Here is a 12,593-nt window from a genome sequence, read left to right on the forward strand (position 1 = left end):
GTCAAGCCGCTGCCGCCGGATCCGGGTCACGATGAAAGCCTCTTTCTGGAGGCTGTAGATGACGAAGACCCTGGCCGATTCGATCCGCTGGTTCCGTGAACTTTCATTGGCGGACCTGCCGCTGGTCGGCGGCAAGAATGCCTCGCTCGGCGAGATGTTCCAGCAACTGGTGCCGCTCGGCGTGCGCATCCCCGACGGTTTTGCCGTCACCGCCGAGGCCTATCGGGAAGCGCTCGATACCGCCGATTGCTGGCCCGAATTGCACCGTCTGCTCGACGGCCTCGACAAACGCGATGTCGCTTCACTGGCGCGGGCCGGTGCGCGGGCTCGCGAGGTCGTTTTTGCCGCGCCGATGCCGGCGCATGTCGAGCAATCGATCCGCAGCGCCTGGCGCGAGCTGAAAGCCCAGGTCGGCGACGACCTGAGCGTCGCGGTGCGCAGTTCGGCAACCGCGGAGGACCTGCCGACCGCGAGTTTTGCCGGCCAGCACGATACCTACCTGAATATCCAGGGCGAGGAGATGCTGCTCGATGCGGTCAAGCGTTGCCAGGCATCGCTGTTCACCGACCGCGCGATTTCATACCGCATCGACAACGGCTTCGACCACTTCAAGGTTTTCCTGTCGGTCGCGGTGATGCAGATGGTGCGCAGCGATCTCGCGTCGAGCGGCGTGATGTTCAGCATCGATACCGAATCGGGCCATCCGGACATGGTGTTCATCACCGGCGCCTGGGGGCTCGGTGAAAACGTCGTGCAGGGCGCGGTCGACCCGGACGAGTTCTATGTCCACAAGCCGACTTTCCGGCAGGGTTTCCGCCGTGTGCTGCGCCGCACGCTCGGCAAGAAGCAGATCCAGATGGTTTATGCGCCGGGCCGCACGCGGGAGCCGGTCGTCAACCGGCCGACGCCGAAAGCCGACCGGGCGCGCTTCTGCCTCAGCGACGCCGACGTGTTGGAGCTCGCCGATGCGGCGATCAAGATCGAGGACCACTACAGCCGCCAGGCCGGCAGCCGTCGGCCGATGGACATCGAATGGGCGAAGGATGGGCCAGATGGTGCGCTGTACATCGTGCAGGCGCGGCCGGAAACGGCGGTGTCGCAGCAATCGGTGACGCAGATCGAGGAATTCGTGCTCGACGGCAAAGGCGAGATGAAGGTGCGTGGCCGCTCGGTCGGTTCGCGAATCGCCAGCGGCGGCGTCCGGCTGGTGACCAATGGACGCCAGCTGGCTGAATTCCAGCCCGGAGAAGTGCTGATCGCCGATACGACGACGCCGGACTGGGAGCCGGTGATGAAGACGGCAGCGGCCATCGTCACCAACCGCGGCGGCCGCACCTGCCACGCGGCGATCGTCGCGCGGGAGCTCGGCATTCCGGCGGTGGTCGGCGCCGAACATGCCACCGAGACATTGACCAACGGTGAAACGGTGACGGTGTCCTGCGCCGAAGGCGCGGTCGGCAATGTCTATGCCGGCGAAGTGCCGTTCCACCGCGTGGTCACCGACTTGTCGGGTTTGAAGAAGCCGCGCACCGAGATCATGGTCAATCTCGGCAATCCCGAACTCGCCTTCCAGACCAGTTTTCTGCCGTGCGACGGCGTCGGCCTCGCGCGGATGGAATTCATCGTCAACGAGCACATTAAAGTGCATCCGATGGCGGTGCTGCACCAGGAGCGCATCACCGATGCCGCCGAGCGCGCGAAGGTCGAGGCGTTGTGTGCCGGGTATCCGGATGGCGCGAGTTATTTCATCGAGCGGCTCGCCGAAGGGGTCGGCACGATTGCCGCGGCATTTTTCCCGCGCCCGGTGATCGTTCGGCTGTCGGATTTCAAGAGCAACGAATATGCGGCCTTGCTCGGCGGCCGCGTGTTCGAGCCGCACGAGGAAAATCCGATGATCGGCTTCCGCGGCGCCGCGCGCTATATCCATCCCGACTATGCCGAGGGTTTTGCGCTCGAGTGCGCGGCGCTGAAACGCGTGCGCGACGAGATGGGGTTGACGAATCTGAAGCTGATGGTGCCGTTCTGCCGCCGCATCGACGAGGCGCGCCGCGTGCTCGACGCGATGGCCAGTCACGGCCTGGTGCGCGGGCAGAATGGCCTCGAGGTCTACGTGATGTGCGAGATCCCGAACAACGTGCTGCTGATCGACGAGTTTTCGGAGTTGTTCGACGGTTTTTCAATCGGCTCGAACGACCTGACGCAGCTGACGCTCGGCGTCGACCGCGACAGCGCGATCGTTGCCGAATCGTTCGACGAGCGCGACCCGGGCATGTTGAAGATGCTGAAGCTCGCAGTCGACGGCGCGAAACGCAACAATCGGCACAGCGGCATCTGCGGCCAGGCGCCGTCGGACCATCCGGAGATCGCCCGCTACCTGGTCGAGCTCGGCATCGACAGCATCAGCCTGACGCCGGACACGGTGCTGCGCACGATGAAGGAGCTGGCCGAAATCGAGGCCGGGGAGGGTCGTGCCAGCGGGGCGCGCTAGGCTGCCGCGGCAAAGGCCGGACGTCGTTGGGGTCGACCCCGGTCGCTAGAATCGCCGCGTTACCGACAGGTTACGGCGGCTCTTGCCGCAGCTGTCGAGTCCGAATTCCCCAACTCTCCCGGAGACCGCCATGCCACTCGTCTCGATGCGCCAGTTGCTCGACCATGCCGCCGAAAACGGCTATGGACTGCCTGCATTCAACGTCAACAACCTCGAACAGGTGCAGGCGGTGATGTCTGCGGCCAGCGAGGTCGGCTCACCGGTGATCCTGCAAGCCAGCGCCGGTGCCCGCAAATATGCCGGCGAACCGTTCATCAAGCACCTGATCCAGGCGGCGATCGAAAGCTACCCGGAAATCCCGCTGGTGATGCACCAGGACCACGGCCAGAGCCCGGATGTCTGCCGCGGCGCGATCGACCTCGGATTCAGCTCGGTGATGATGGACGGCTCGCTGGAAGCCGACGGCAAGACGATCGCCAGCTACGACTACAACGTCGACGTCACCCGCAAGGTCGTCGAGATGGCGCATGCGCTGGGCATCACCGTCGAGGGCGAACTCGGCTGCCTCGGCTCGCTGGAGACGATGCGCGGCGACAAGGAGGACGGCCACGGAACCGAGTCGACGATGACCAAGGAGCAGCTGCTGACCGATCCGGAAGAAGCCGCGGACTTCGTCAAGAGGACCCAGCTCGATGCACTGGCGATCGCGATCGGCACCAGCCATGGCGCTTACAAGTTCACCCGCAAGCCGACCGGCGACATCCTCGCGATCGGCCGGATCAAGGAGATCCACCAGCGCATTCCGAATACCCACCTGGTGATGCACGGCAGCTCGAGCGTGCCGCAGGACCTGCTGGCGACGATCCGCGAATTCGGCGGCAACCTGCGCGAGACCTACGGCGTGCCGGTCAGCGAGATCCAGGAAGCGATCAAGCACGGCGTGCGCAAGATCAACATCGATACCGATGTGCGGCTGGCGATGACCGCGGCGATCCGCAAATACATGGCGCAGAACCCGGACAAGTTCGATCCGCGCGACTATCTGAAACCGGCGCGCGAGGCGGCGAAGTCGATCTGCAAGCAGCGGTATCTCGAATTCGGCTGCGAAGGCCAGGCCTCGAAGATCAAGCCGGTGCCGCTGGCCGAAATGGCGTCCCGTTATGCCAAGGGCGAACTGGAGCAGCGGGTCAAGGCCTGAACGACCTCGGATTAAAAGCGCTTTTCCGCGCGAGCGGAAGCACTCACTTACAGGATACCGACTGTCGGGTGGTCCCCATAAAATGGGGTACCACCCATTTTTTTTGCCCATGTCTGCCGCCGTTTTGCACCGTTCGTCGATTTCTTCCCTGCCGTTGCTGGCGCGCGGCAAGGTCCGTGACAACTATGCGGTTGGCGATGACCGCATCCTGATGGTGGCCAGCGACCGGCTGTCGGCCTTCGATGTGATCCTCGACCAGCCGATTCCCGGCAAGGGCGAACTGCTGACGCAAATGGCCTTGTGGTGGTTCGAGCAGCTGCGCGACGTCGTGCCGAACCATCTGACCGGCGACGATCCGGAAAGTGTCGTGCTGCCGGCCGAACGCGAGCAGGTGCGTGGCCGCTCGATGCTGGTCAAGCGGCTGCGGCCGTTGCCGGTCGAGGCGGTGGTGCGCGGTTATCTGGCCGGCAGCGGCTGGGTCGAATACCAGCGTTCGCAGTCGGTTTGTGGTGTCGCGCTGCCGGCCGGGCTCGGCAATGCGTCGCGTCTGCCAGCGCCGATCTTCACGCCGGCGACGAAGGCCGAGGAGGGCGATCACGATGAGAACATCAGCTTCGAGCGGATGTGCGAGATCGTCGGCCCGGCGCTGGCCGAGCGGGTCCGCAGCGTTGCGATCGAGCTGTACCGGCGCGCGGCCGAAATCGCGCTGGCCAGGGGCATCATCATTGCCGACACCAAATTCGAGTTCGGCCTCGACGATGCCGGCGAACTGACGCTGATGGACGAGATCCTGACGCCGGATTCGTCGCGGTTCTGGCCGGTCGACGGTTACCAGCAGGCGGTGGCGGCCGGCCGCAACCCGCCCAGCTTCGACAAGCAGTCGGTGCGCGACTGGCTCGAGCAGGTGCGCATCGACGGCCAGCCGTGGAACAAGCAGCCGCCGGCGCCGCAGCTGCCGGCCGAGGTCGCCGAGGCCACGGCGGCGAGTTACCGTGAAGCGCTGCAGCGGCTGACCGCCTAGCAGGCAACAGGGCAGGCGAGGGCGCGGGTGATGCGATCGGGAGGTGTTCCAGTGAACCATCAGCAAGTCGGCGGCTCCCGGCTGCTCGCCCGGCTCGACGCCGATATCCGCAGGACCTACGACGCGGTCGACAACGCCTGTCTGCGTGCCGAGCGCGCGAGCCAGCTGGCACGTCTCGGCCAGTTCGACGCCGCCAACCAGGAAATCGCTGCATTGCATGCGAATTTCGACCGTCAGTCGATCGCGCCGGTCAGCGCCTGGATCTGTTTTGCCGAAGGATGCATCTCGTATTTCAGCAGCCTCAGCAATGCCGCGCGCGACAAGATGCAGCGGGCGCACGCGATCAGCGCTGCGGCCCATCTGCCACGCATCCAGGCGCTCAGCGCGGCCTGGCTGGCACACATGGATTTTGCGCAGTTCGACATCGACGCAACGGCGCGGCACGCACAGCTTGCGCTCGAACTGGCCGACCCGACCAACTACGCGGCGATCGCCCGCGCCTGCCTGGTGGTCGGCATCGCCTACCACTTTGCCGACCGGCTCGATCTCGCGCAGCCGTGGTTCGTGCGCTCGCGTGAATGCGCCAGTGCCGAGGGTGACGAGGCGACGCTCAGCGCACTGATCTACAACATCGCCGCCTACCGCGGCAACCACGCGATCCACTCATCGCTGTTCGGTGGCAATCCCGACGAACATGCCCGCCATGCGCTGGCCGGTGCCGATTCGACCGAAAACATCGGCCAATGGATCGGCATCACCTCGCTCGATGCGCTGGTGCCGATGCTGCGTGCCGGCGTCCATTCGGTGCAGGGCGAATACGACAAGGCGCTGGCCTTGTACGAGGCGCACTGGCTGGACGCGAAGCGCCAGGGGCTGGGCCGGATGGCCGCCAACTTTCTGGCCGACATGGCCTGGTGCCGCTGGAACCGCGGCGACCACCGCGGCGCGCTGCGCGACGCGGCATCGGCCAGCGGCAACATCGACCCGTCGATGCATGCCGATGACCGCGCAGTGGCGCACGGCAGGCTGGCCCAGGTCTACCGTGCTGCCGGCGAAACCGACACCGCGCTGGACCACGATGGCAAGGCGCGCGAATGCTGGGCCCTGCACCGCAAGCTGCAGGCGCGGGTGGTCGAACTGCTGGCACCGTTGCCGGTGCCGCCGACTGCGATCAGAACAGCGACATGCTGAGCTTGCGCCGGTAGCTGTCGACCACCGGGTCGGTCGGCGTCGTCGCGATGCGCCCGGCGATTTCCAGCGTACCCTTCGCGGCCGCTGCTTCCGGCTTCGGCGGCGCCGGCGGCTTGCTCATCACCTCGAGGATTGCGACAAAGGTGCGGCGCGCCAGCTCGTCGTTCCAGGCCTTGTCGCGCATGATGATCTCGAGCAGCTCGTCCATCGCCGCGGTGAAGCGACGCGCCGCAAAATGGCGCTGCGCCAGCGCATACCGCGCGTCGAAATCGCGCTTGTTGGCGGCGACCGCTGCGGCCAGTTCCTCCTCGCTGCGGCCGTTGGCGGCACTGTCGTAGGCATCGAGCCAGAGCTGGCAGGCAACAAAGCGCGGATTCGGGATCACTTGGTCGCGCACCGGCTCGAGGGCTGCGCGGGCCGGTTCGGTGCGCCCGTCGAGCAGCAACGCGCGCAGGTAGTCGTAGCGCGCGTTGTCGTTGGCCGGGTTCAGTTCGAGTGCATCGGCAAGTTTCTGGATCGCGCTGTCGGTATCGCCTTCGGCGAGCAATTCCTCGGCCTGCTGGACTTCCTCCTCGGCGGCCATCTCGTCGGCGCTGGGCACGTGTTTGTCGAGAAATTTGCGGATCTCGGCCTCCGGCAGCGCGCCGACGAAGCCGTCGACCGGCTGGCCGTCGCGGAACATCACGCAGAACGGGATGCTGCGCACGCCGAACATCTGCGACAGCTGACCGGCGATATCGGGTTGTTCGTCGGCATTGAGCTTGGCCAGCCTGAAGCGCCCGGCATACGCGACCTCGAGTTTCTCGAGCAGCGGGCCGAGTGTCTTGCACGGCCCGCACCAGGGCGCCCAGATGTCGAGCAGCGTCGGTACCTGAGCCGATCCCTTGATCAGTTCGGCTTCGAAATTTTTCAGCGTGATGTCAATCATGGTGCGGGATTATCGGCTGCGGGCAGCAAAGGTACGCCGGTCAGTGGCGGGTCGGCCAGATGCAGGTGGCGACGAGCCACCTACAATTCAAGCATGAGTCGATCAGCAGGCGAATGCAGGTGAACACGTCCGAAATACAGGTCGGGGTGTTGATGGGTTCCAGCAGCGACTGGGAAACCATGCGCCAGGCAACCGACATTCTCACCGAGTTCGGTATCGCGTTCGAGGCCCGGGTCGTTTCGGCGCACCGCATGCCCGACGAGATGTTTGCCTATGCCGAAGCGGCGGCCGGGCGCGGGCTGAAGGCGATCATCGCAGGCGCCGGCGGCGCCGCCCACCTGCCGGGCATGCTGGCGGCAAAAACGACCGTGCCGGTGCTCGGCGTGCCGGTGGCAAGCCGGCATCTGCAAGGGGTCGACAGCCTGCATTCGATCGTCCAGATGCCGAAGGGCATTCCGGTTGCCACCTTTGCGATCGGCGCTGCCGGCGCCGCCAATGCGGCGCTGTTTGCGGTTGCGATGCTCGCCACTGGATCGGCCGAACTGCGCAGCCGACTCGACGCCTTCCGCGCCCGCCAGCGCGAGGCGGCGCTGGCGATGTCGGCGGACCTGAAATGACCGCGCCGAGCTGTCTTCGGGAGCGGCTCGAATGAGCAGCGCCGCGCATGCCGCGACGAGCTATCTGCCGCCCGGGTCGACGCTCGGCGTGATGGGCGGCGGGCAGCTGGGCCGGATGTTTGTCCATGCCGCCCAGCAGCTCGGCTATTTCACCGCGGTGCTCGACGAGGATCCGGCGAGCCCGGCAGGGCTGGTCTCGCATTACCACATCGCGACGCCGTATCTCGACGAGCAGGGGCTGGCGCAGCTGATGCAGCGCAGCGCCGCAATCACCACCGAATTCGAGAATGTGCCGGCGGCCGCGCTGCGCACGCTCGGTGCGCAGCGGCCGGTCGCGCCGGCCGCCGACGCCGTTGCGGTCTGCCAGGACCGTGCGGCCGAAAAAAACCATTTCCGCCAGTCCGGCGTGCCGACCGCGCCGTTTGCGTCGATCGGCAATGAGGCCGAACTCGCCGCGATCGGTGACGACCTGCTGCCCGGCATCCTGAAAACCGCTCAGCTCGGTTACGACGGCAAGGGCCAGCGCAGCGTCGCGACGCGGGCCGAACTGGCGGAGGCGTGGCAAAGCCTCGGCCGCTCGCGTTGCCTGCTCGAGAAGCGGCTCGCGCTGCGCTGCGAGCTCAGCGTGATCGTCGCGCGCGCTCGCAACGGCGAGATGGTCGAATTGCCGGTTCAGCAGAACCGCCATCACGACGGCATCCTCGCGGTGACGATCGCGCCGGTGGTCGATGTGGCGCCGGCGCTGGCCGCGCAGGCGGTCGCGGCGGCCCGCGAGCTGGCCAGTTCGCTGAACTATGTCGGCGTGTTGTGCGTCGAGTTTTTTGTCGTCGACGATGGCTCGGCCGACGGTGCGCTGGTTGCCAACGAGATGGCGCCGCGGCCGCACAATTCCGGCCATTACAGCGTCGATGCCTGCGATGTCTCGCAGTTCGAGTTGCAGGTTCGTACGCTGGTTGGCGCGCCGCTGACCGCGCCACGCCAGCATTCGCCGGCGGTGATGCTGAATCTGCTCGGCGACCTGTGGTTTGCCGCCGACGACAGCGAGCGGCCACCGCGCTGGGACGCGCTGCTGGCGCTGCCCGGCGTGCACCTGCACCTGTACGGCAAGCTCGCGCCGCGGCGCGGCCGCAAGATGGGCCATCTGACGGTCACCGCGGCCGACTCGGCCAGCGCGCTGGCCGTTGCGCGGCAGGCCGCCGCGGTGCTCGGGTTGCCGACGCCGTGACCGCAGGCAGCGGGAAGGGCGGGCGGCGGTGCTGCTGAACGGATTCGACCCGGCGTCGATCGAGCGCGGCGCCGATCAACTGGCGGCCGGACGGCTGCTGGCCTTCCCGACCGAAACCGTCTACGGCCTCGGCGCCCGGGCCGATTCGGATGATGCGGTCGCGTCGATCTACCGTGCGAAGGGCCGGCCGGCCGATCACCCGCTGATCGTGCATGTTGCCGATCAGGCCGGCGCCGCCCGCTTTGCCGCCCGCTGGAGCCCGCTGGCCGAGCGGCTGACCACCGCCTTCTGGCCGGGGCCGCTGACGGTGATCGTTGATCGCTCGCCGCCGATGGGCGCCGCCGCCGCGGGCGGGCAGGACAGCATCGGCCTGCGCTGCCCGGCACATCCGGTCGCGCGTGCGCTGCTGCAGGCCGCTGCGGCGCGCGGCGTCGCCGGCGTTGCCGCGCCGAGCGCGAACCAGTTCGGCCGCGTCAGCCCGACCACTGCGGCGCATGTCGAGGGCGAGTTTCCGGCCGACCTGCTGGTGCTCGACGGTGGGCCGTGCCCGGTCGGCATCGAATCGAGCATCGTCGACTGTCGCGGTGAATTGCCGGTGCTGCTGCGCCCCGGCATGCTGACGCGGCGCCAGATCGAGGCGGCCGCCGGCTGCGCGTTGGCCGATCGCGGCGACGATGCGCCTCGGGTTTCGGGCAGCCTCGACTCGCACTATGCGCCGCGGGCCAGGGTGCGCCTGATGGATGGCGGCCAGCTGAAAACCGCGTTGCAGGTGCTCGGACCGGGCTTCCAGGGTCTGGCGGTATATTCCCACAGCGTTCCGCCGCTTCCGGCGCGGTCCGGCGGGCCGATCTGGCGCACGATGCCGCCGCAGGCCGAACTGGTGGCACGGGAGCTGTTTTCCGTGCTGCGCGAATTCGATGCGAAGGGGGTGCAGCTGATCTGGGTCGAACAACCACCGCCGGGCGTCGAATGGGACGGCGTGCGCGATCGGCTGCAGCGCGCGGCCTCGGATTGACGAATCGGCTTATGTCCCGAATCAACGGCCCTGCTGGGCCTGCTAGAGCTTCCTGGAGTCATGTTTTTATGTCGACCTTTGGTCTGCTAGACGGCGCAGCGGTGCTGCGCAAGATCGTTCGTATCACCGCGCTCACCGCCACCGCCGCATTGCTCGCGTCATGTGGTGGCGGTACCCAGCTGGAGCCGTTCCAAGCGCAGCGCGTGCTGGCTTTCGGCGACGAAAACAGCGTGATCACCTCGGGCGGTCTGAAATACACCGTCAATGCACTGGACGCGAGCAATTCGGCGGTCGAATGCGCGAGCAACCCGATCTGGGTGCAGCAGGTCGCATCGGCCTTCGGCCTGGTTTTTCCGCAGTGCAACCCGACCAACGTCTCGGCGCCGCGCAGCCGCATCTATGCGGCCCCGGGTGCGAAAGTTGCCGATCTGACCGCGCAGGTCAACGCGCACCTGGCCGGTGACAGTTTCTCCGGCAAGGACCTGGCAACGATCATGGTTGGCCGGAACGATGTGCTGGCGATCTACGCGCAATACCCGGCGATCAGCGTCGATCAGGCGAAGGCGGCGGCCGAGGCGGCCGGCGCGGCGCTGGCGGTGCAGGTGAACCGGATCGCCAATGCCGGCGGCAAGGTGCTGCTGGCAAAAGTGCTCGATCTCGGCAAGACGCCGTTCGGCCTGAAGGAAAAGGCCGCACACACCGGCGTCGACCGCGCGGCGCTGCTGACGACGCTGTCCGAGCGCTTCAATGCCAAGCTGCGCGTCGACATCATGAACGACGGTCGCAGGATCGGGCTGGTCCAGTCGGATGAGCGGATCCAGGCGGCAATCAGCTTCCCGAACGAATTCGGCCTTACCAATGTCAAGGATGCGGCCTGCCTGAGCACCGTGACGATGCCGAACTGCACGACGGCGACGCTGGGCACCGACAGCACCGGCAATGCGGCGAACGCCAACACCTGGCTGTGGGCCGACAACCTGAACCTCAGCGCGGCCGGGCATTTCCGCGTCGGCGAAATCGCCGCATCGGTAGCGCGCAACAACCCGTTCTGATCGCTGCGGCGCCGCCCGCGACCTGCCTCAGCCGGGGGCCTGGCCGGCGCGCAGCTTCAGCATCAGGATGCTGGCCGACAGTGTCAGCGTGATGGCATTGGCGATGATGATCGGCCAGGCGCCGAGAAAGATGCCGTAGGCCAGCCACAGTGCGACGCCGACCGTGAAGATGCTGTACATGCCCAGCGAGATGCCGCTGACATCGCGGCTGCGAAAACTCAGCCAGGCCTGCGGCACGAACGACAAGGTGGTCAGCGTCGCGGCGGCGTAACCCGTCCAGTCGGTCCAGTTCAGCATCGGGTGGTTGCTCCAGGGTCAGCGCAGCGGCGTCCGGATCGCCCATGACGCCAGCTGGTCGAGCGCCGCGCGGGCGGCATTGGCATTCGGATGGTTGATGATCGCGACGACGATATAACGCCGCCCATTGTCTGCGAGCACATGGCCGGCGATGCCGGCGACATCGCGCAGCGAACCGGTTTTCAGGTGGGCGCGGCCCGGCGGTATCGATGAGCGGCGCAGCGTGCCGTCGATGCCGCTGGCCGGCAGCGACGAAAAGAATTCCGGCATCAGCGGCCCCGACCACGCACGCTGCAACAGCCGCGCCAGTGCCAGTGCGCTGACACGGTGGTGGCGAGACAATCCGGAGCCGTTGTCGAGCAGCCAGGTATTGACCTCGTCGCCGAGCCACGGCCGGGCCCAGTCGACGACGACGCGGCGAGCGCCCTCGACGCTGCCGCTGCCCTGCAGCGCCAGCGGCAGGCTGAGGAACAGGTTTTGCGCCATCACGTTGTTGCTGAACTTGTTGATGTCGCGCACGACTTCGGCCAGCGGCGCCGATTCGAGCTCGAAGCTGGGCGGCGTATTCGGCGCGACGCCGCCACGGACCCGGCCGCTGAAGCGCCCGCCCATCTCGTGCCACAACCCGACCAGCAAGCGCGCATTGAACTCGGCCGGCGCCGGATAGGCCAACGACCAGCGTTTTTCACCGCAGGCGGTCGGAAAAGCGCCACCGAGGCGGAGCTGGGTCGGATCGCTGAAATCGGCCTGCAGATCGGCGCGCCAGTTGCCGCAGCCACCGGGCTTCAGCGGCACGCTCACCGGCAGGCGCACCCCGTCGAGCGGCGGCTCGACGCTGAGCCGCGCGATGCCGCGCGCCGGCTCGGGCCGAAAACCGATGTGGACCGCCTTGTGGTTGAACAGCAGCACATCGGGCTGCACGTTGTACGGCCGAAGGGGCTCATCGTCGAATTCGCCCGGATCGGCGGCGCTGGTGCCGGCGGCAAAGCCGCTGCGGTCGAGCACGATGTCGCCACGGATCTCGCGGATGCCGAGTTGGCGTAGCCGCATCCACATCTGCCACAGCCGCTCGACGACCAGCGTCGGGTCGCCGCTGCCGCGGATCACGATGTCGCCGTTGTAGATGCCGGCGTCCGAGCCGGGCTCGGGCAATGTGCCGGTCAGCCAGACCGGCGTCTTCCAGCGCCAGGCCGGACCGAGCAATTCGAGCCCGGCCAGTGTCGGCCACAGCTTCATCAGCGACGCCGGATTGACCGGTCGCCTGGCCTGCCAGGCCAGCAGCTCGGTGCCGGCGCCGGCACTGCCGGCTTCCTCGACGATCGCCACCATATCCTCGGCGGCGATGTCGGCGCTGCGCAGCGCGGCGATGACTTCCGGCGGCAGCCGCTGCTGGGCGGCGGCCGGGACTGTCCCGCCAAGCAGCAGCAACCACAACAAGGCGGTGCAGAAAAAGCGGTTTTGGTGCCCGGAGGGAGGCAATTGGCAGAGGCTTCGTGGCATCGGCGAATGATGGCATGTCACGGCCGCTGCGCCGGGCGTCGCCGGTCGGCAAGGCGTTGCA

The 12,593-nt window shown here is 67.1% G+C and carries 11 protein-coding genes; 8 read left to right on the top strand and 3 right to left on the bottom strand.

Annotation, left to right across the window (positions count from 1 at the left end):
- The first annotated feature begins 58 nt into the window (after window positions 1–58).
- The 4 genes from ppsA (at window position 59) to ACNH6H_RS13625 (ending at window position 5,898) form a co-directional block, all read left to right on the top strand.
- Complete coding sequence (gene ppsA, locus ACNH6H_RS13610) at window positions 59–2,488, top strand: phosphoenolpyruvate synthase (protein WP_418318377.1); 2,430 nt, start codon at window positions 59–61, stop codon at window positions 2,486–2,488.
- A gap of 130 nt (window positions 2,489–2,618) precedes the next feature.
- Window positions 2,619–3,686, top strand: a complete 1,068-nt coding sequence (fba, locus tag ACNH6H_RS13615) for a class II fructose-bisphosphate aldolase (protein ID WP_418318378.1) — start codon at window positions 2,619–2,621, stop codon at window positions 3,684–3,686.
- Between the two features lie 109 nt (window positions 3,687–3,795).
- A complete protein-coding gene (locus ACNH6H_RS13620; RefSeq protein ID WP_418318380.1) occupies window positions 3,796–4,707 on the top strand; it encodes a phosphoribosylaminoimidazolesuccinocarboxamide synthase in 912 nt (303 codons plus the stop codon).
- 51 nt (window positions 4,708–4,758) lie between these two features.
- A complete protein-coding gene (locus tag ACNH6H_RS13625; RefSeq protein WP_418318381.1) occupies window positions 4,759–5,898 on the top strand; it encodes a hypothetical protein in 1,140 nt (379 codons plus the stop codon).
- Here ACNH6H_RS13625 and ACNH6H_RS13630 read toward each other — a convergent pair.
- Window positions 5,879–6,826: a tetratricopeptide repeat protein gene (locus ACNH6H_RS13630; protein WP_418318382.1), complete on the bottom strand. Its 948-nt coding sequence runs from the start codon at window positions 6,824–6,826 to the stop codon at window positions 5,879–5,881. The genes ACNH6H_RS13625 and ACNH6H_RS13630 overlap by 20 nt on opposite strands.
- A gap of 119 nt (window positions 6,827–6,945) precedes the next feature.
- On the opposite strand from ACNH6H_RS13630, the gene purE reads away from it, so the two are divergent.
- From purE to ACNH6H_RS13650, 4 genes are all read left to right on the top strand, one after another.
- Window positions 6,946–7,443: a 5-(carboxyamino)imidazole ribonucleotide mutase gene (gene purE / locus ACNH6H_RS13635; protein WP_418318383.1), complete on the top strand. Its 498-nt coding sequence runs from the start codon at window positions 6,946–6,948 to the stop codon at window positions 7,441–7,443.
- A gap of 31 nt (window positions 7,444–7,474) precedes the next feature.
- A complete protein-coding gene (locus ACNH6H_RS13640) occupies window positions 7,475–8,668 on the top strand; it encodes a 5-(carboxyamino)imidazole ribonucleotide synthase (RefSeq protein WP_418318385.1) in 1,194 nt (397 codons plus the stop codon).
- Between the two features lie 28 nt (window positions 8,669–8,696).
- Window positions 8,697–9,683: an L-threonylcarbamoyladenylate synthase gene (locus tag ACNH6H_RS13645; protein WP_418318386.1), complete on the top strand. Its 987-nt coding sequence runs from the start codon at window positions 8,697–8,699 to the stop codon at window positions 9,681–9,683.
- Window positions 9,684–9,751: 68 nt separating this feature from the next.
- Window positions 9,752–10,735 carry an SGNH/GDSL hydrolase family protein gene (locus ACNH6H_RS13650; RefSeq protein ID WP_418318387.1) on the top strand — a complete coding sequence of 328 codons (984 nt, stop codon included), beginning with the start codon at window positions 9,752–9,754 and terminating at the stop codon, window positions 10,733–10,735.
- Window positions 10,736–10,762: 27 nt separating this feature from the next.
- Here ACNH6H_RS13650 and ACNH6H_RS13655 read toward each other — a convergent pair whose 3' ends face one another.
- Entirely contained in the window at window positions 10,763–11,032 is a 270-nt protein-coding gene (locus ACNH6H_RS13655; protein ID WP_418318388.1) for a SemiSWEET transporter, read from the bottom strand.
- Between the two features lie 18 nt (window positions 11,033–11,050).
- Entirely contained in the window at window positions 11,051–12,469 is a 1,419-nt protein-coding gene (gene dacB / locus ACNH6H_RS13660) for a D-alanyl-D-alanine carboxypeptidase/D-alanyl-D-alanine-endopeptidase (RefSeq protein ID WP_418318389.1), read from the bottom strand.
- Window positions 12,470–12,593: the final 124 nt, after the last annotated feature.

The organism is Pseudideonella sakaiensis, assembly GCF_048320135.1.
Classification (GTDB): Bacteria; Pseudomonadota; Gammaproteobacteria; order Burkholderiales; family Burkholderiaceae_C; genus Ideonella_A; species Ideonella_A sakaiensis_A.

Excerpts from the sequence above, each read along its gene's own strand:
- ppsA (WP_418318377.1), top strand. The coding sequence starts at position 59 with ATGACGAAGACCCTGGCCGATTCGATCCGCTGGTTCCGTGAACTTTCA.
- fba (WP_418318378.1), top strand. The coding sequence starts at position 2,619 with ATGCCACTCGTCTCGATGCGCCAGTTGCTCGACCATGCCGCCGAAAAC.
- ACNH6H_RS13620 (WP_418318380.1), top strand. The coding sequence starts at position 3,796 with ATGTCTGCCGCCGTTTTGCACCGTTCGTCGATTTCTTCCCTGCCGTTG.
- ACNH6H_RS13630 (WP_418318382.1), bottom strand. The coding sequence starts at position 6,826 with ATGATTGACATCACGCTGAAAAATTTCGAAGCCGAACTGATCAAGGGA.
- ACNH6H_RS13640 (WP_418318385.1), top strand. The coding sequence starts at position 7,475 with ATGAGCAGCGCCGCGCATGCCGCGACGAGCTATCTGCCGCCCGGGTCG.
- ACNH6H_RS13650 (WP_418318387.1), top strand. The coding sequence starts at position 9,752 with ATGTCGACCTTTGGTCTGCTAGACGGCGCAGCGGTGCTGCGCAAGATC.
- ACNH6H_RS13655 (WP_418318388.1), bottom strand. The coding sequence starts at position 11,032 with ATGCTGAACTGGACCGACTGGACGGGTTACGCCGCCGCGACGCTGACC.